Genomic DNA, 17,802 nt, shown 5'->3' on the forward strand with positions numbered 1-17,802 from the left:
GGCATGAGCGCAGAGACTGATATCGCCGTCGTCGGAGTGGGCTGCCGCTTCCCCGACGCGTGGACGCCGGAGGAGTTCTGGCGCAACCTCGACGAGGGCCGGGTCTCGATCCGGGACCTGAGCGAGGACCAGCTGCGCGCGGGCGGCATCGACGCCGACGCCGCCGCGCGGCCCGGGTTCGTGGCCAAGGGCACCACCCTGCCCGGCGCCGCCGACTTCGCGGGCGAGTTCTTCGGCTACCCGCCCGCCGAGGTCGACACCATCGACCCGCAGCAGCGGATCTTCCTGGAGGTCTGCTGGGAGGCGCTGGAGGCGGCGGGCCACCCGCCGCTGGCGGACGGGCCGGTCACCGGCGTGTTCGCGGGCAGCGCCGCCGGGACGTACTCCGCGGCGGTGTTCGCCGCGAAGGCCCGGCGCGAGGGCCTGGCCGCGGCCATCGACGACCTCGACCTGACCCTGGGCGGCCAGGCCGACTTCCTGACCTCCCGGGTGGCCTACAAGCTCGGTCTGCGCGGACCGGCCGTGAGCGTGCAGACAGCGTGCTCGTCCTCCCTGTACGCGGTGCACTACGCGGTGCTGAGCCTGCTGTCCGGGGAGTGCGGCATCGCGCTCGCCGGTGGTGCCACGGTGCTGGAACCGTTGGCCGGCTACCATTATCAGCCCGGCGGACTGCTGTCGGAGGACGGTTTCTGCCGCTCCTTCGACGCGCGCTCCACCGGTACGTCGTTCAGCTCCGGTGTCGGTGTGGTCGCCTTGCGCCGCCTCTCCGACGCGCTCGCCGACGGCGACCCGGTGCTGGCGGTCATCAAGGGAAGCGCGGTCGGCAACGACGGCGCCGACCGCCCCGGCTACACCGCGCCCAGCCCGGCGGGTGTCGCCGCGGTCGTCGCGGCGGCGCTGCGCACGGCCGACGTGTCCGCCGACGACCTGCGCTACGTCGAGGCACACGGGTCCGGCACCCCGCTGGGCGACCACGTGGAGCTGCTCGGCCTCAAGCGCGGTCTCCAGGCCACCACGATCCGGTCCGGGTACTGCGGGCTCGGCTCGGTGAAGACCAACCTCGGGCACTGCGGCCCGGCCGCGGGCATCGCGGGCTTCATCAAGGGCGTGCACATCGCGCACACCGGCAGCCTGCCGCCGCACCCGTTCTTCGCCCGTGCCCGCGACGAGGGCGAGCTGACCGAGAGCCCGTTCTTCGTCTCGGACACCGCGGGCAGCGACACCGACCCGCGACGGCACGTGCTGGTCAACTCGATGGGCGTCGGCGGCACGAACGTGTCCGTCGTGCTCGCCGGGCCGCCGGAGCCGATCCGCGACAGCGCGCCGACGCGCGAGACCGTGCGGCTCGTGTTGTCCGCGCGGACCCGCGCCGAGCTGGACGCCCTGTCCAAGCGGGTGGCCGACGAGATCGACCGCGGCACCCACTCGGCCGAGGACATCGCGCACACCCTGCGCGTGGGCAGGCATTCCTTCGCCGAACGGCGAGTCGTCACCGCCGCGCCGGACAAGCTCGCCGCCGCGCTGCGTCTGCCCCGCCCGCCCGCCACGAAGACCATGCGCGGCACCGCCCGACGCGTGATCCTGGTCGCCGACAACCCGCCCGCGGAACTGCTGGCCGCGCTGCCCGGGAGCACGCTGGTCGTGGAGACCGCGCCCGAGGCGCCGCCGAAGAACACCGTCGTGGTCACCGTCGGTGGGGGAGTGGACGCGGTCTGGGAGGCGCTGACCACTGCCTGGCTGAACGGTGTGGACGTCCGGTGGGACGGTGTCTCCACGGGCAGGCGGGTCGCGCTGCCCACGTACCCGTTCCAGCGCAGGCGGTACTGGGCGCTGGACCGACTCGGCGCGATCATGACCGAGACCGACGCCGACCTCGCCCCCGCACCGACCACTGTGGACACTGCGCAACCCTCGGGTGGCGCGCCGGTGGGCGATGACATCGAGAACGAGGTCGCCGCGGTCTGGTCCGAGCTGTTCGGGGTCGAGGGCATCGGCCTGGACGACGAGTTCGGCACGCTCGGCGGCACCTCGCTGCTGTCCGTGCGGATGGCCTTCGAGCTGCAACAGCGACACGGTGTGCTGGTCAACGTGCACCGCGCGGGCGGCAGCCGGGCCACCGTGCGCCGGGTCGCGGAGATCGTGCGCGGCAAGCTCGCGGGTGCCGAACGCGGCTCGGCCGACATCGACCCGATCGCGGACGGCGACGGCGACCTGATGGACGCCGACATGCAGCTCACCCTCGGCCCGGTCGCCCCGACCAGGGACGGGAAGGACACGCTGCTCACCGGCGCCACCGGCTTCCTGGGCGCGTTCCTGCTGCACGAGTTGCAGCGGGCCACCGAGGGCCGGATCCACTGCGTGGTCCGTGCCCGGGACCAGGAGACCGCCTGGGCGCGGCTGTGCGAGGCCGCCGCCAAGTACGCCCTGCCCGCCCCGGACCCCCAGCGGGTGCGTGCGGTGCCCGGCGACCTGCGCGACATCGGCCAGGTGTGCCGCGACGATGCCGACGTGTCGGCGAATGTCGGACATGTGCTGCACTGCGCGGCGAAGGTCGTGTTCACCGAGCCCTACCGGGTGCTGCGCGATGACAACGTGCTGCCGATCATCGAGCTGCTGCGCTGGATGCGGGCAGGCGGCGTGGGCGACTTCTCCTTCGTCTCCACCGTCGCCGCCACCGCCCCCGCGCTCGGCGCCGACGAGCGGATCCTGGAGCAGCGCGCCCAGTCGCTGGACCCGCAGCAGGGCGGCTACGGCGCCAGCAAGTGGGTCGGCGAACGCCTGCTGGAGCGGGCCGAGGCGGACGGCATGCGGGTGCGGATCTTCCGGCCCGGCTTCATCCTGGCCGACCCGGACACCGGCGCCTGCAACGACCGCGACCTGATCTGGCACATCCTGGCCAGCGGTGTCGCCGTCGGCGCGCACCCGCTGGACGACCGGGCCATGCCGATGGCGCCGGTGCACGCGGTGTCCCGGGCGATCGCCGAGCTGTCGGTGGACGCCCGCGCGGTCGGCCGCGCCTACCACCTGGTGGACGAACGCTGCCACAGCCTGCGCGAGGTGTTCGAGGCGCTGGACCTGTCCACCAAGCCGATGCCGTCGAAGGAATGGCTGGACCTGGTCGGCGCGGAGGCGCTGGCCACCGGCAACGCGGTGCTGTCCAGCATGGCCCTCTACGAGCTGGAGGGCCACCAGATGGGCGCCGACGGCATGGAGGCGGTGGCCTGGCGGCCGTGGCTGCGGGACAGCGAGTTGAGCTCGGCACCGACCGGACCGGTGCTGCGCGCGGGACTGACCTTCTTGGCGGAGCGCAGCGCGGCCGTCCGCGACGCCCTGCCGGACCTCGGGAGTGAGCGATGATCGCGGTACTCGGAGCGGGCGTGATGGGCACGGGCATCGCCACGCTCGCCGTCGGGCACGGCCTCGCGGTGACGCTGGTGGACATCGACGCGGACAAGCTGGCCGCGGCCAAGGACGCGGTGCGCCACCAGCTGCGCGGCGCCAAGCTGATGGGCAGGATGCCCAGGAGCGGCCCCACCGGCGAGCTGACCTGCACCACCTCGCTGGCCGACGTGGCGGGCGCGACCTCGGTGATCGAGGCGGTCACCGAGCTGCCCGAGCTGAAGGCCAAGGTGCTCGCCGAGGTCTCCGCGCTGGTCGAGCCGGGCACGCTGATCCTGACCAACACCTCGGCCATCCCGGTCGACGAGCTGGCCTCGTCGACCGTGCGGCCCGAGGACGTGGCGGGCGCGCACTTCATGAACCCGCCGTACCTGATCCGCATGGTCGAGGTGATCCGCGGCCCGCGCACCGGCGACGCGGCCATGGACGCCGCCCGGTCGCTGCTCGACAGCCTCGACCACGACCACGTGACCGTCGGCGACGGGCCGGGGTTCGTGATCAACCGGATCCTGCAGCGGACCATCAACGAGGCCGCGCGGATCGTCGAGGAGGGCCTGGCGAGCCCGGCGGAGGTGGACGCGCTGTTCGAGGGCTGCCTCGGGCACCGCACCGGCCCGCTGGCCACCGCCGACCTGATCGGCTTGGACAACGTGGCGGACAGCCTGCGGGTGCTGCGCGACCGGACCGGCGACGCCGGGTACGCGCCGTGCGAGCTGCTGCTGGCCAAGGTCCGCGATGGCGATTTCGGCCGCAAGACCGGCCGCGGTTTCTACGAGCACGGAGGGCAGTCGTGAACATCTCCACCGGTCTGCTGGAGTTCCTGGCCAGTCGCACCAAGCGGACCTGGGAGCCGGACGAGGACCTGTTCGCCTCCGGCGTGGTCTCCTCGCTGTTCGCCCTGGAGCTGGTGGTGCACCTGGAGAAGGCCTACGGCGTGGAGGTCGAGGGCGAGTACCTGAGCCTGGAGAACTTCCGCACCGTCAACGCCATGGAGAAGATGGTGCTGGAGCTGCAGGCGGCCACCCCGTGACCGATGCCCTCGGCGCGGCGCGGGCGCTGCTGACCGACCGGATCGGCGACCTGGGCGACGAGTGGGACCGCGCGGGCGCCGTGCCGGTGGCACTGCTGCGCGAACTCGGCGCCGCGGGCGTGCTCTGCGCCCAACTGTCCGCCGAGGATGGTGGGTTGGGACTGTCCAGTGTGGAGAACGGCGAGCTGACCGCGCACCTGGGCACGTTGTGCGGGTCGACCCGGAGCGTGGCGACCTCGCACGGCATGGCCGCGTGGACGATCACCCGCATCGGCTCCCGCAAGCAACGCGCCGCGTTCCTGCCCAGGTTCACCAGTGGTGAGCTGGCGGCCGTCGCGTTCAGCGAGCGCGGGGCGGGCAGTGATCTGTCCGCCATGGACACCCGGATCCGGCGGGACGGCGACGATGTCGTCGTGTCCGGCGAGAAGGTGTGGATCACCGTCGCCGCCTACGCCGACCTGATCGTCGTGTTCGGCAACTACGACAACGGTTCCGGCGATGGCGCCGCGGCGGTCGTGGTCCCCACGGACACCCCCGGGGTGGAGATCGAGCGCGTCCCGGACCCGATGGGGTGCCGGGCCGCCGGTCACGCGACCGTGCGGTTCACCGATGTCCGGCTGCCCGCCGATCACCTGCTCGGTGCCGCCGGGGCGTCACTGAGCCTGCTCGTGTCCTCGGCGCTGGCCTACGGCAGGCTCTCCATAGCCTGGGGCTGCGTCGGCATCCTGCGTGGCTGCCGTCAGGAGGCCGCCGCGCACGCCCGGTCCCGCACCCAGTTCGGCAAGCCGCTGGCAGAACACCAGCTCGTCGCCGAGCACCTGGCCGAGCTGTACGTCGCCGAACAGGTCGCCACCCGCGTCAGCGAGCACGCCGCCCGGTGCTGGGACGACGGCTCGCCGGACCAGGTGACCGCCGTCGTGCTGGCCAAGCACGTGGCCGCCACCCAGGCCGCCGCCGGTGCCGCGCGCGCCGTGCAGGTGCTCGGGTCGGCGGGCGCGCGCGACGGCCATCCGGTGGCACGCGCCTACCGGGACGCGAAGCTGATGGAGATCATCGAGGGCAGCAGCGAGATCTGCCGGGTCCTGCTGGCGGGTGCGGCATGAGTATCGGCATCGGATCCATCCACTGTGTACTCCCGGACACCCTCGTCCCGGTCGCCGAGCTGCCGGAGATCGAGGCGCTCGGACACGAGGAGGTCGAGTTCGCCCGTTCCTGCGGGATCGAGACCATCTCGGAGTTCGACGGCCTCGCCTCCGGCGAGCTGGCCTCCCGGGCCTGCCTGGAACTGCTCGACCGCGAACCCGCCCAACCCGACCTGCTCCTGATGGTCGGCTCCCGCGCGCCGGACGTGCTGCTCGGTTCCGACGTCTGCCGCGTGCAGGCCGACACCAAGCTGACGAACACCTTCGCGTTCACCGTGGACGGCCTGGGCTGCACCGGTTCCAGCGCCGCCTGGGCCCTCGGCCGCGACCTGCTGCTGGCCGACCCGGCCAAGCAGTCCGTGCTGATCACCCACGCCAGCAGGCCGACCGGCGCCGACCGGGTGCGCTTCCCGGTCACCGTCATCGGCGACGGCGCCTGCGCGATGACCCTGGTGCGCGGCGGGCGGCCGGTGCTGCGCGCGCACCGGATGGCCACGGACGGCACCTTCCACGACCTGTTCGGCGTCGACTACAAGCAGACGCCCTGGTACGAGTGGCGTGAGGAGTGCGCCTCGCCCGACCGCTACCGCTTCGAACTGGCCCTGCACAGCCGGATGCGGCTGGGCAAGCTGGTCAAGCAGGTGCTCGCGGACGCGGGCGTCGAGCGCTCGGACGTCGCCGCCACGCTGATGCAGAACGTGACCGCGAGCGCGTACGACTTCTACTCGTCCCTGCTCGACCTGCCCATCCACCCCGTGTGCGGGGAGAACCTGAGCCGCTATGGCCACCTGGGCGCGATGGACGTGGTGCTCAACCTCGACCGCCTGCTCGCCACCGGCGGGCTTGCCAAGGGAGATCTCGTGTTGGTGCTGAACAACAGTCCGGTCGCGGCCTGGGCGGTGACCCTGTGGGAACTGTGAAGTGCCTGGTCTGGGACCTCGACAACACGCTGTGGCCGGTCACCCTGCTGGAGGGTGGCGAGCCGACGCTGTCCGCGGAGATCCGCGCGGTGATCGTCGGGCTCGACGCCAGGGGCATCCTGCAGTCGGTGGCCAGCCGCAACGACCACGACCACGCCTGGGAGTGGCTGGAGAAGCTGGGCGTGGCCGAGTACTTCGTGCTCCCGCACATCGGCTGGGGCCCGAAGTCCGAGTCCGTGCGCGCCATCGCCGACCAGCTCAACTTCGCGCCCGGCACGATCGCCTTCATCGACGACCAGCCGACCGAGCGGGCCGAGGTGGCCTACCACCTGCCCGAGGTGCGCTGCTACGACGCCACCCAGGTCACCGAGCTGCTCGGGCTGCCGGACTTCACGCCCACCACCGTCACCGCCGACTCGGCGCGGCGCCGCGAGATGTACCAGGCGGGATTCAAACGCGACGAGGCCCGCGCGTCCTACTCGGGCGCCGACGAGGAGTTCCTCCGGTCGCTGGAGCTGGTCATGACCATCGGCCGGGCCACCGAGTACGAGCTGGCCCGGGTCGAGGAGCTGACCCTGCGGACCAGCCAGATGAACGCCACCGGCGTGCACTACTCCGACGAGACGCTGCGCGGCCTGCTCACCGACTCCACCCACGAGGTCCTGGTCGTCAGCCTGGACGACCGGTTCGGCACACACGGCGCGGTCGGCGTGCTGCTGCTGGAGAAGCACGCGGACGTGTGGAACCTGAAGCTGCTGGCCACTTCCTGCCGCGTGGTCGCGTTCGGCGCGGGCACGGTGCTGCTGCACTGGCTGGCCGACCAGGCCGCCGCCGCGGGCGTGCACCTGGTCGCGGACTTCCGCAAGACCGACCGCAACCGGATGATGGAGCTGGCCTACCGGTTCGCCGGGTTCGGCTCGCAGGACTGCGCCTGCATCGCCTCGGTGAGCACCGCCGACGTCCAGCACCTGCACCTGGTGCCCGAACGGCACGATGCGCCGACCACGATGCGGCTGGACGCGGTGAGCCTGGGATGACCACCGAGATCCCCGCCGCCCCCGGCCTCCCGGCGCTGACCGTCGCTCCCCTCGACGAGAGCCCCTTGGCCGTGCGGAACACGCTGTACGAGTGGTTCTCCCGGTCGTGCGACCGCCTACCGGACGCCGTGGCGCTGGAGGTGGACGACTCCCGGGTGACCTACCGGGAGCTGCGGGAGCTCTCGGACGCCCTGGCCTCGGCGCTCGTGCAGGAGCACGGCGCCGCCCCGGGCCGCGTCGCGCTGCCCGCCACCCGCGAGCTGGCCACCTATGTCGGCTATCTCGCCGCGTTGCGGCTGGGCGCGGTGGTCACGCCGCTGAACCCGGCCCACCCCAAGGTCCGCAACGACGCGATCATGGCGCTGGCCCGCCCGGACGTCACCCTGGACGGCACGCTCCGCGTCGGGACCGCGCCGCTGCCGCCGTACACGGCGGAGCTGGACGACGTCGCGTACGTGCTGTTCACCTCGGGCTCGACCGGCCGTCCCAAGGGCGTGCCGATCACGCACGCGAACCTGGCGCCCTACATCGCGCACAACATCCGCCGGTTCGAGGTCGAGCCCGGCCACCGGATGTCGCACACCTTCGACCTGACCTTCGACCCGTCGGTGTTCGACCTGTTCGTCACCTGGGGCGCCGGGGCGACGCTGGTCGTGCCGGGCCGGGTGGAGCTGTTGGAGCCGGTGCGGTACCTCGCCGAGCGGGGCATCACGCACTGGTTCTCGGTGCCGTCGGTGGTCTCGGTGAGCGCGGGCCTGGGCAACCTGCCGACCGACGTGCCCACCTCGTTGCGGCACAGCGTGTTCATCGGCGAACAGCTCACCTACGCGCAGGCGCGCGCCTGGCACGAGGTGGCCCCGGACGCGGAGATCACCAACGTCTACGGGCCGACCGAGCTGACCGTCGCCTGCTCGGAGTACACGCTGCCGTACGACCCCGCCGACTGGCCCGCCACCTCCAACGACACGGTGCCGATCGGGCCGGTCTACGACTTCCTGGACTCGCTCGTGCTCGACGACGGCGAGCTGTGCGTGCGCGGCGCCCAGCGGTTCGGCGGCTATCTCGACCCGGCCGACAACGCCGGACGCTTCCTGCCCGACGAGCCGGAGCTGACCGCCGAGCACTACTACCGCACCGGCGACCGCGTGCGGCAGGAGGACGGCAACTGGGTCCACCTGGGCAGGCTGGACAACCAGGTGAAGGTCCGTGGCTACCGGATGGAGCTCGGCGAGGTCGAGGCCGCCCTGCGCGGCCACGACGCCGTGCGCGACGCGATCGTGCTTGCCGTCGCGGACCGGGGCGAGAACGAGCTGATCGCCTTCTTCACCGGCGACCCGGTGCCGACCACCGACCTGGTCCGCTGGCTGCGCGGGCGGCTGCCCATCCACATGGTGCCGCGCCGCTGCCACCATCTGGCCGAGATCCCGCTCAACGTCAACGGCAAGGCCGACCGCGCCCGGCTGCGAGAGCTGGTGACCTCGTGAAAGCCATGGTGACGAACCTCGTCCGGCAGGTCTACCCGCCGCCCGGCCCGATCCGGGTGCTGGTCGCGGCCAACCTCGCGCACGGCGTCGGCAACGGCATGCTGCTCACCGTCGTGCTGTTGTTCTTCACCAAGTCGGTGGGCATCGCGGGCACCTCGGTCGGCATCGGCCTGACCATCGCCGCCGCGCTGAAGATGCTGATCAGCGTGCCCGCCGGGCACCTGACCGACGTCCTGGGCGCGCGCAACGCGGCCATCGGGTTCCACGTCGTGCAGGGCGTGCTCATCGGCGGCTACGTGCTGGTCGACGAGCCGGTCGGGTTCACCATCGTGGCCAGCCTGGTGTACATGGCCGAGTCCGGCGCGCACTCCTCGGAGGCCGCGCTGGTCGCCGCCGCGCTGCCGCACGACCAGCGGATCACCGCGCGCGCCTACACCCGCTCGTCCAACAACATCGGGTTCTCCCTCGGCGCGCTGCTCGGCGGTCTCGCGCTCACCTTCAACACCCGGCCGGTCTACGTCGGGCTGCTGCTCGGCTGCGCGGTGCTGTACGCGGCCAGCGCGTTCGTCTACCTCAAGCTGCCCAAGGTCGAGCGGGTGGAGCGGCCGGAGGGCGTGCACCGCTGGGAAGTGCTGCGGGACAAGCCGTTCGCCGTGTTCGGACTGCTCAACACCGTGCTGGTGATGAACGTCGGCATCCTGCTCGTGGCGCTGCCGATCTGGATCTCGGAGAAGACCAACGCCCCGCCGGTCGTCTACTCGGGCGTCCTCATCCTCAACACCGCCATGGTGGTGGCCCTGCAGGTGCGGGCGAGCAAGGGTGCGGAGACCATCGAGGGCGGCGCGCGGGCGCTGCAACGGTGCGGGCTGTCGCTCGCGGTGTGCTGCGCGCTGTTCGCGCTCGCCGCCGGTCAGCCCGCGTGGCTGGCGGTGGTGTTCCTCGGTCTGGGCGCCGTCGTGCACACCATCGGCGAGCTGCTCTACAGCGCGGGCTCCTGGGCGCTGGCCTACGAGCTGGCCCCGGAGCACGCGCACGGGCAGTACCAGGGCTTTTTCGGCATGACCTCCAACCTGGGCAACATGGTGACCCCGATCGTGGTGACCTGGCTGATCGTCGGCGTCGGCTGGCCCGGCTGGCTGGTGCTCGGCGCGCTGCTGGCGGTCGCCGGTCTGCTCGCCCCCTCCGTCGCCAGGGTGGCGGCCCGTTCCAAGATCGCGGAAAAGGCGGTGACCAGCTGATGGACTTCGGCCTGTTCTACTTCGCCAACGACAACTGCGCGCTCGACACGGCCAGGTACGACCTGCTGCTGTCCGGCGCGCGCTTCGCCGACGAGCACGACTTCAGCGCGGTGTGGACGCCCGAGCGGCACTTCCACCCGTTCGGCGGGATCTACCCGAACCCGGCCGTGACCGGCGCCGCCGTCGCGGCGGTGACCGAGCGGGTCGCCATCCGGGCGGGCAGCGTGGTGGCGCCGTTGCACCACCCGCTGCGGATCGCCGAGGAGTGGTCGGTGGTCGACAACATCTCCGGCGGCCGCGCGGGCATCTCGCTCGCCTCCGGCTGGCACGCCACCGACTACGTGCTGCGCCCGGAGAACTACCCCGACCGCCGCAAGCTGGTCATCGACTACGCCGAACAGCTGCGCGGCCTGTGGCGCGGCGACTCGATGTCCGCTGTGGACGGTGTGGGCAATACCAGCGAGGTGCGGATCTTCCCGCCGCCGGTGCAGCGCGAGCTGCCGATCTGGATCACCAGCGCGGGCGGCGTGGACACCTTCCGCGCCGCAGGCCGCATCGGCGCCGGCCTGCTCACCCACCTGCTCGGCCAGGACCTCGACGAACTGGCGAACAAGATCGCCGAATACCGCGCGGCCGCCGCCGAGCACGGCAGCCCCGGCCATGTGGTCCTGATGGTGCACACCTTCCTGGGCGACGACGAGGACCAGGTCCGCGAGACCGTCCGCGAACCGCTGTCGAACTACCTGCGCGGCTCGATCAACCTCCTGCTCGGCTCGCAGCTGCCCGGCGCGAAGAAGATCGACCCGGCGAAGCTGCGCGACTCGGAGATCGACTTCCTGGTGAGCCGGTCCTTCGACCGCTACTACGAGGACGGCGGCCTCCTCGGCACCGTCCCCAAGGCCCTGCGCGTCGTCGACCGCGCCCGCGACCTTGGCGTCGACGAGCTCGCCTGCCTGATCGACTTCGGCGTCGACCCCAAGCACGTCCTGGCGGGCCTGCACCACCTGAACGAACTCCGACTCCTCGCGAAGAAGGCCTGATGAACGTCCACGCCCTGTCCGACCGCTACATCGCGGAGTTCGCCGCGCTGGACCCGCTGACCGGCAGCTACCTCGGCATCCCCGGCCACGACGAGGACATGACCGACTTCTCGCCGGAGGGCTATCAGGCCAGGGGCGAACTGCGCGCCCGCACCCTGCGTGAGATCGCCGACGCCCCCGCCGCCGACGACGCGGAGGAGCTGGCCCGCGAGGTCCTCCAGGAGCGCGTCGGCACCGAGCTGGACATGCACGCGGCCGGGCTGGACGAGGCGTGCGTGAACACCATCAACAGCCCGATCCAGGAAATCCGGATCACCTTCGACCTGATGTCCTCGGACACCGCCGAGGACTGGGCCAGGATCGCCAAACGGATGGCCAAGGTCCCGTTCGCGCTGGCGGGCCTGGGCGCCTCGCTCAGCCGCGCGGTGGACCGGGGTACCTCCACGTCGGCCCGGCAACTCCGCAAGATCGCGGGCCAGTGCGACACCTGGGCGGGCCGCACCGGCGGCGAGGGCTTCTTCCCCAAGTTCATCCGAGGCGCGACGGACCTGGTGAGCCCGGCCCTGGCCGCCGAGCTGGAGGTCAACGCCAAGGCCGCAGGCGAGGCCTTCGCCGACTTCGCCGAACACCTGCGCGCCAACGTGGCCCCGGGCGCCCCGGACCGCGACGGTGTCGGCGCGGACACCTACGCCCTGTGGTCCCGCCAGTTCCTCGGCGCGCGGATCGACCTGACCGAGGCTTACGAGTGGGCCTGGGACGAGTTCGCGCGCATCGAGAAGGAGATGCTCGCCCTGGCCGGTCGGATCAAGCCGGGCGCTTCCCTGACCGAGGCCGCCGCCGTCCTGGACGCCGACCCCCGGTACCTGATCGAGGGCCGCGCGGAGTACGGCCGCTGGTGGCAGGCAGCGAACGACCAGGCGCTCCAGGACCTGCGCGGTGTCCACTTCGACATCCCGGACGAGCTGATGCGCTTCGAGGTCCGCGAAGCACCTCCGGGTGGCTCCATCGGGCAGTACTACGCGGCCCCGACCGATGACTTCTCGCGGCCGGGGAGCACGTGGTGGATCGCGCCTGCCGGTCAGACCGTGTTTCCGACCTGGCGGCAGATCTCGCAGGTGTATCACGAGGGGGTGCCTGGGCATCACCTTCAGCTGGGCACCGCTGTGTACCAGGCGGAACGACTCAACAAGTACCAGCGGCTGTTGGCGTTCGCGTATGGGCATGGTGAGGGATGGGCTCTCTATGCGGAGAAGCTCATGCGCGAGTTGGGCTATGTGTCCTCGGATGGGGATGTGTTCGGGTCGCTGAATGATGAGCTGTACCGGGCTACCCGGGTGATCCTGGACATCGGGATGCATCTGGAGTTGGCGATCCCCGCCGGGACCGGGTTCCACGAGGGGGAGAAGTGGACTCCGGCGTTGGCGTTGGAGTTCTTCCTGACGCGGACCACGGTGCCGGAGCCGTTGGCCCGGGACGAGGTGGATCGGTACCTGGGATGGCCCGCACAGGGGACGTCCTACAAGTTGGGGGAGCGGCTGTGGTTGGCCGCTATCGAGGATGCCCGGGTGCGGCATGGGGAAGCGTTCGACCTGAAGGACTTCCACATGCGAGCGCTGGAGATGGGCTCCATGGGCTTGGACACCCTGCGGGTCCGACTCGCCGCCATCTGAGTTCCAGCTCCGCCACCTTCTGACAGGAACGGGATCCCATCTCCGCGTACGGAGGTGGGATCCCGTTCCTGTCGGCAGAGTTCTGAATGCGCCGCTTTGGCCTCAGGCAGGCTGCATGGCCTGGTCGATCTGAGTGGCCAGCCCGCCGAGGATCTTCCGAGCAGTCTCCTCGCCCCACGCATCACCGCTGACATGCGCCGACAACGCGCCATCGTTGTTCTCCCGCGCGCGGATGACGAACCCGCTCGCGTCCCCGAGATCCTTGGGCCCCGCCGCGTTCACCACACAGGCCATCGCCTCGCCGAACCGCACGGTACTCGGCCACCGGTCCGGCACGTACTCGAAGAACGGCATCCCGTTCATCGGCTCGAACTCGGTCATCCCCCTGACTTCCCCCATATCGAACCGGCAGTGCCGCTGACAGCCGAGTAATGTGTCCCGCACCCGTTGTCCATACTCGACATCCAACACCGAGGGCGGCGCGGGCAACGGGACCAAAGCGGGCAGGATGCATGGCCCGAACACGTTCCTCCACTCAGGACGATCGCGTTTTCTGAACACCGTCGTGAACATGATCCGACTATCCCCGACATACGACCGCATCGCGCATCCCAACGCCGCGAACAACGTGGTCGAGATCGTCCCCCGATGTCCCCGAGCCACCCGATGCGCCGCCGACAGCTCCCCAGGACTCAACAACACATCCCGATACGCATACGGCGCACCCCCGAGTCGGACCGCCCCGAACTCGTGCCCCACGATCGCCTCGGTCCACCACCGTCGAGCGGCCTCCACCCCGGACCGACTCTGTTCCTCCTCGAACTCCGCATACTCCCCGTACTGAGCCGCAGGCCCATCCGGCAACACGCCACCACTCACATACGCTGTATACAACGCGCCCAACTCGTTCAGCACACTCCATACGGTCTCCGGATCGGCGATCATGTGGTGCAGGTGCAGGTACAGCAGATGTTCGCCTGCCCCGACCCGGACCAACCGCACCACCACCGGTGACCCGGCGTCGACCGGGGCATGCAGCGAACCGTCCCCATCCTGCACAACGGCCTTGATCTTGCCCGACACCACCTGCACGGCCCCGCCGTCATCCTCGACGACCCGGGTTCGCAACACCTCATGCCGCCGCAGCAATTCCGCCAGTGCGGTCTCAAGAACGCGACGATCGAACGGTCCGGTCACCGAGACCACCGCGTTCATCGTGAACCACGGTCCCGACAGCCACGATATCTCTCGCGCCGCCTCCAGCATCCACCGCTGGAAGATCGAGACCGGCCGAACCAGCTCCCCGGCCATCATGCCACCGCCAAAGTCCGTGAGTAGTCGGGGATGTCCGGCAGCGCTCGCATCAGGTTCTCGTGCAGGCGCCGCAGGACATCGACGGAATGGTCGGTCGCTCGCCAGTCCGCATAGGACACGCCGAAACCGAGTTCCTGCCACAGTCCGGCGTTGCATGCCTCGGCCTCGCCCAGCGGTTCGAGCAGGACGACCGGGGTGGCCGACCAGAGGGAGTCCAGGAGGGTACCGCCGCCGGGCTTGCTGACCATGGCCATCGCGGAGCGGGTCAGTTCGAACGAACCGGGAGATCCCGAACCGCGCGTGTACTGGATCGCGCCGTCGCGGACTTCGCCGAACGGGGGATAGCCGTTGTCGAACCACGGGTGCCAGTCGGGATCCATCATGAAGTATCGCGCGTCAGGCAGTTCGCCGATGTCGCCCGGCTCGTAGGCGAGGATGTCGAGGGCGAACCCGTGCGCGGCCAGATCGGCGATCGGTTCGCGGTAGGTGCCCATGCCCCAGCCGCCGCCGTGGGCGTACAACCGCTCGCGGTCGGGCCAGGGGAGTGGGGGGCGCGGGCTGACCGGGACGCTGCACGGGATGGAGCGGTGGGTGCCGTCGATCATGAAGACGTGGTCGGCTTCGATGTCTCCGCCTCGGCGGAAGGACGGGGAGACCATCGAGTCGATGTGGCAGATGTCGACGTGCACCGAACTGTCGTAGGTGGACACGTACCGGCGGACGATCGGCAGCCAGAAGCCGGACCAGACGACGATTCTGGTGACGCCGTCGCGCTGCCACCTCTCCAGCAGCGTCCGCACCGCCTGCTCGTCGGCGGCAGCGGCCGGGTCGGTGGCGAGGCGGTGGCCCGCCTTGGCCAACCGGAAGTCCCGGTGGAATGCCCATTTCATGTCGGCGGTGGTGGCGAGCTTGCCTGCGGGCAGGAGCCGCTCGATGACGCTGACCTCGGCCCGACAGCCCTGTTCGCGCAGGCGGTCGGCGAGCAGGAGGCCGGGTACGTGGACGCCGAGTGCCACGCCCGAGGTGAGAATCTGGATCATCACACCGTCCTCGGTTCGAGGGCCGCCATGGCCCGGACCAGGTGCCTGCCGATGAGGGTGGTCATCGGCCGGTGCTCGGGGCCGACGTGCCCACGGGGCGCGGTCTCCACGAGCATGATCAGGTAGAGGTGGCAGCGGTACATCGCGAGCCGCCGGGTGGCGGCCTGGTCGGTGCGGAGGGTGCCGCCTGCGTCGAGGTAGCCGGTGCGGAAAGGCTCGTCGATGTGGTCCCTGAACAGCGTCAGGGAGGCCAGGTCGGCCAGTGGGTCACCCCAGAAGGCGCGTTCGGCGTCGATGAGACCGGTGATGCCGTGCGGGCCCAGCAGGATGTTGCCGTTCCACAGGTCGAAGTGCACCAGGACCGGTGTGGTCACCTCGTCGAGCGCGTGGGCGTGGTCGATGAGAAGGCCCCGGATCCGGTCGGCCGGTCGGGGCAATGTGACGGCGAACCGGTCGGCGTCGCGCAGGATGCTCTCGACCATCGCGAGGAACGCGGAGCGCCAGGTGCTGGATTGCTCTCCGTGGGGGTAGCCGAACGTCGTGCCGGTGGATCGGTGCACTCCGGCGACGATGCCGCCCAGCTGGTGTCGGAGGTGGTCGTGGTCGGGGCGGGTCCCGAGGTCGTGCCAGCTGTCGCCAGGGAGTTCGGTCATGACCAGGAAATCCCGGTCGATGACGCGGCGGGAGAAGTCGGCGGTCAGGACGCGGGGGACCGGGGCGGTGACGGTCCGGTAGAACAGGGCCTCGGTGCGGAGCAGGTCGTGCTCGTAGGCCATGGTCGGCGTGTCGGGGCCGGGGGCGATCTTGACCAGCAGGCCCGAGCCGTCGGTGAGCCGGACGCGGTAGGCGGTGTTGAAGGTGGTGTTGCCGAGGCGGGTGGCGGATTTCACCAGGTCGGGGGCGATCCGGGCGGCGGCCAGGATGGCTGCCCGGCGGTCGAGCACGGAGTCAGGCTGCATCGGCGGTACCTCGCACGCTCATGCCGGTGGCCACCACCGCACTGAGCAGCCGGTGCCGCAATGCTCCGACGTCCGCGGGCGCGCACATCAGCGCGCAGTACACCCGGCCGCCGGGTGCGGCCAGGGCGCTGCCGCTGAGCAGGCAGACTCCAGGTCGGGCACCGCCCTCGTACCGGATCCCGCGCCGCCGTAGGACCTCGGCCAGGGTGTCGATGCCCAGGCCGCGCGGGACCTGCAGGGTCAGCTGGGCGAGGTGGCAGCGCAGCCCGTGTGCGCGCACCCGCTCGTCGAGCGTCAGGGTGAGCAGGCCCAGTGACTGCCGGGCGTTGATCTCCAGGACCGGTACCAGGCTGCCGTCGCGGAGCAACATGGAGTCCACCCCGACCGGGCCCCAATAGCCTGCCCGAGCCAGTCGCTCCGAGACCTTCTCCAGAACGTCGAAATAACCTCGCTCGCGCAGTGCGGCGATCAGCGCAGGCTCGGCCGGGGCGGAGCCGATGTGCCGGAACCCCTCGTTCGTCATGGTCTGTGCGCCGAGCAGTCGGGAGTCGCCGTCCCGGGCGATGATCAGGTGTGCGGAGAAGTCGAGGTGCTTGTCGAACTTCGGTTGGACGATCAGCTCCACCCGCCTGCCCCGGACGACCTGCGCGCGCAATGTGCGGACGATGGCTCGGAGTACTCCGTCGGTCGGCACCGCCAGCATCGCCCGCCCGGACACCCCGAACGGGTCCTTGACCACCGCGACACCCGGGATGCCCGCGACGGCGGCGGCCAGCTCGTCCGGCGAACGCACGGCCTGCCCGGCGCCGAGCAGGCCGAGTTCGCGCACGAGTTCGTTGGACCACGACTTGGAGTTGACCTCGGCGACGACGTCCGCCGCCGGGAACGAGCGATCCCACCCGAAGCGGGCGGCGAGCGCGACCGTGTCGTCCAGCACCGAGTAGGGCGACAGGCCGGAGCAGCCGCCGACCAGGTCGAGTGCCCCCGGGTCGGCCAGCACGAGCCGTTCCAGCGTGTCCGCCTGGTCGCCGGGCACCACGCGGTGGTCGAACTCGATCCCGCAGGCCGCGAGGCTCTCCCGGACCCCGGCGGCGACCGGCCGCCGGGTGAGCAGCAGGTCGCCGGGCGCGCAGAATGCTCCGAGCAGCTCGGTCATGCCGATCGGGGCGGTCTGCTCGGAGCGCGCCGAGGGGAGCTCGGCCAGATCGGCCGGGCGCCACCACCGCTCGGTGTCGAAGGTGCCCAGGTGCGCGGTCCGGCGGGCGGTCAACTCGACGTCACCGCCGTCAGCCGCTCGACGTATCCGGCGAACTGGCCGATCGCGCGCAGGTCGTCCAGCTCCAGGTTCTCGTAGTCCAGCTCAAGGCCGAACTCGTCCTCGATGCCGAGCAGGAACGCGATCATCTGCAGCGAGTCCAGCCCGAACTCCTCGACGAGATCCGCGCCGGACCCGACCTCGGCCACCGTCGTCCCGTTCGCCAGCACGCCGACCAGCACCCGCTTGACCCGGGATTCCACATCGGACACTG

At 71.0% G+C, this 17,802-nt stretch carries 15 protein-coding genes; 10 read left to right on the forward strand and 5 right to left on the reverse strand.

Annotation, left to right across the window (positions count from 1 at the left end; translation table 11 throughout):
• Nucleotides 1-3 precede the first annotated feature (3 nt).
• The 10 genes from C503_RS0100355 to C503_RS0100400 are packed head-to-tail and all read left to right on the forward strand — an operon-like array spanning nt 4 to nt 12,960.
• Nucleotides 4-3,357 carry a thioester reductase domain-containing protein gene (locus tag C503_RS0100355; RefSeq protein WP_018680203.1) on the forward strand — a complete coding sequence of 1,118 codons (3,354 nt, stop codon included), beginning with the start codon at nt 4-6 and terminating at the stop codon, nt 3,355-3,357.
• A complete protein-coding gene (locus C503_RS0100360; RefSeq protein ID WP_018680204.1) occupies nt 3,354-4,193 on the forward strand; it encodes a 3-hydroxyacyl-CoA dehydrogenase family protein in 840 nt (279 codons plus the stop codon). Before C503_RS0100355 ends, C503_RS0100360 begins: the two co-directional genes overlap by 4 nt.
• Nucleotides 4,190-4,429 (forward strand): phosphopantetheine-binding protein, encoded by a 240-nt coding sequence (locus C503_RS0100365; RefSeq protein WP_018680205.1) that lies wholly within the window; start codon nt 4,190-4,192, stop codon nt 4,427-4,429. Before C503_RS0100360 ends, C503_RS0100365 begins: the two co-directional genes overlap by 4 nt.
• The gene (locus C503_RS0100370; protein WP_018680206.1) at nt 4,426-5,532 is read left to right on the forward strand and encodes an acyl-CoA dehydrogenase family protein; all 1,107 of its coding nucleotides are present in this window, start codon (nt 4,426-4,428) and stop codon (nt 5,530-5,532) included. The genes C503_RS0100365 and C503_RS0100370 overlap by 4 nt, the downstream gene beginning before the upstream one ends.
• Complete coding sequence (locus tag C503_RS0100375; protein ID WP_018680207.1) at nt 5,529-6,491, forward strand: 3-oxoacyl-[acyl-carrier-protein] synthase III C-terminal domain-containing protein; 963 nt, start codon at nt 5,529-5,531, stop codon at nt 6,489-6,491. The genes C503_RS0100370 and C503_RS0100375 overlap by 4 nt, the downstream gene beginning before the upstream one ends.
• Entirely contained in the window at nt 6,488-7,528 is a 1,041-nt protein-coding gene (locus C503_RS0100380; protein WP_018680208.1) for an HAD-IIIC family phosphatase, read from the forward strand. Before C503_RS0100375 ends, C503_RS0100380 begins: the two co-directional genes overlap by 4 nt.
• Entirely contained in the window at nt 7,525-9,012 is a 1,488-nt protein-coding gene (locus C503_RS0100385; RefSeq protein WP_018680209.1) for an AMP-binding protein, read from the forward strand. Before C503_RS0100380 ends, C503_RS0100385 begins: the two co-directional genes overlap by 4 nt.
• A gap of 5 nt (nt 9,013-9,017) precedes the next feature.
• Nucleotides 9,018-10,250, forward strand: a complete 1,233-nt coding sequence (locus C503_RS0100390) for an MFS transporter (RefSeq protein WP_033400022.1) — start codon at nt 9,018-9,020, stop codon at nt 10,248-10,250.
• Entirely contained in the window at nt 10,250-11,290 is a 1,041-nt protein-coding gene (locus C503_RS0100395) for a MupA/Atu3671 family FMN-dependent luciferase-like monooxygenase (protein WP_018680211.1), read from the forward strand. The genes C503_RS0100390 and C503_RS0100395 overlap by 1 nt, the downstream gene beginning before the upstream one ends.
• A complete protein-coding gene (locus C503_RS0100400; RefSeq protein WP_018680212.1) occupies nt 11,290-12,960 on the forward strand; it encodes a DUF885 domain-containing protein in 1,671 nt (556 codons plus the stop codon). Before C503_RS0100395 ends, C503_RS0100400 begins: the two co-directional genes overlap by 1 nt.
• 102 nt (nt 12,961-13,062) lie before the next feature.
• Here C503_RS0100400 and C503_RS0100405 read toward each other — a convergent pair whose 3' ends face one another.
• The 5 genes from C503_RS0100405 to C503_RS0100425 are packed head-to-tail and all read right to left on the reverse strand — an operon-like array spanning nt 13,063 to nt 17,800.
• Nucleotides 13,063-14,271, reverse strand: coding sequence for a condensation domain-containing protein (locus tag C503_RS0100405; protein ID WP_169514471.1), 1,209 nt, complete (start codon nt 14,269-14,271; stop codon nt 13,063-13,065).
• Nucleotides 14,271-15,314, reverse strand: coding sequence for a glycosyltransferase family protein (locus tag C503_RS0100410; protein WP_018680214.1), 1,044 nt, complete (start codon nt 15,312-15,314; stop codon nt 14,271-14,273). The genes C503_RS0100405 and C503_RS0100410 overlap by 1 nt, the downstream gene beginning before the upstream one ends.
• On the reverse strand, nt 15,314-16,273 hold the full coding sequence (locus C503_RS0100415) for a phosphotransferase family protein (RefSeq protein WP_018680215.1): 960 nt from the start codon (nt 16,271-16,273) through the stop codon (nt 15,314-15,316). Before C503_RS0100415 ends, C503_RS0100410 begins: the two co-directional genes overlap by 1 nt.
• On the reverse strand, nt 16,263-17,543 hold the full coding sequence (locus C503_RS0100420) for a hypothetical protein (protein WP_018680216.1): 1,281 nt from the start codon (nt 17,541-17,543) through the stop codon (nt 16,263-16,265). Before C503_RS0100420 ends, C503_RS0100415 begins: the two co-directional genes overlap by 11 nt.
• Nucleotides 17,540-17,800, reverse strand: coding sequence for an acyl carrier protein (locus C503_RS0100425; RefSeq protein ID WP_018680217.1), 261 nt, complete (start codon nt 17,798-17,800; stop codon nt 17,540-17,542). Before C503_RS0100425 ends, C503_RS0100420 begins: the two co-directional genes overlap by 4 nt.
• Nucleotides 17,801-17,802 lie beyond the last annotated feature (2 nt).

Origin of the sequence: Actinokineospora enzanensis DSM 44649 (assembly GCF_000374445.1) — a bacterium.
GTDB lineage: Bacteria > Actinomycetota > Actinomycetes > Mycobacteriales > Pseudonocardiaceae > Actinokineospora > Actinokineospora enzanensis.

What these genes read in the sequence shown, in the direction of transcription:
- C503_RS0100405 (WP_169514471.1), bottom strand. Translation starts at nt 14,271, where the DNA reads ATGGCCGGGGAGCTGGTTCGGCCGGTCTCGATCTTCCAGCGGTGGATG.
- C503_RS0100355 (WP_018680203.1), top strand. Translation starts at nt 4, where the DNA reads ATGAGCGCAGAGACTGATATCGCCGTCGTCGGAGTGGGCTGCCGCTTC.
- C503_RS0100395 (WP_018680211.1), top strand. Translation starts at nt 10,250, where the DNA reads ATGGACTTCGGCCTGTTCTACTTCGCCAACGACAACTGCGCGCTCGAC.
- C503_RS0100385 (WP_018680209.1), top strand. Translation starts at nt 7,525, where the DNA reads ATGACCACCGAGATCCCCGCCGCCCCCGGCCTCCCGGCGCTGACCGTC.
- C503_RS0100375 (WP_018680207.1), top strand. Translation starts at nt 5,529, where the DNA reads ATGAGTATCGGCATCGGATCCATCCACTGTGTACTCCCGGACACCCTC.
- C503_RS0100410 (WP_018680214.1), bottom strand. Translation starts at nt 15,314, where the DNA reads ATGATCCAGATTCTCACCTCGGGCGTGGCACTCGGCGTCCACGTACCC.
- C503_RS0100400 (WP_018680212.1), top strand. Translation starts at nt 11,290, where the DNA reads ATGAACGTCCACGCCCTGTCCGACCGCTACATCGCGGAGTTCGCCGCG.
- C503_RS0100360 (WP_018680204.1), top strand. Translation starts at nt 3,354, where the DNA reads ATGATCGCGGTACTCGGAGCGGGCGTGATGGGCACGGGCATCGCCACG.
- C503_RS0100390 (WP_033400022.1), top strand. Translation starts at nt 9,018, where the DNA reads ATGGTGACGAACCTCGTCCGGCAGGTCTACCCGCCGCCCGGCCCGATC.
- C503_RS0100415 (WP_018680215.1), bottom strand. Translation starts at nt 16,273, where the DNA reads ATGCAGCCTGACTCCGTGCTCGACCGCCGGGCAGCCATCCTGGCCGCC.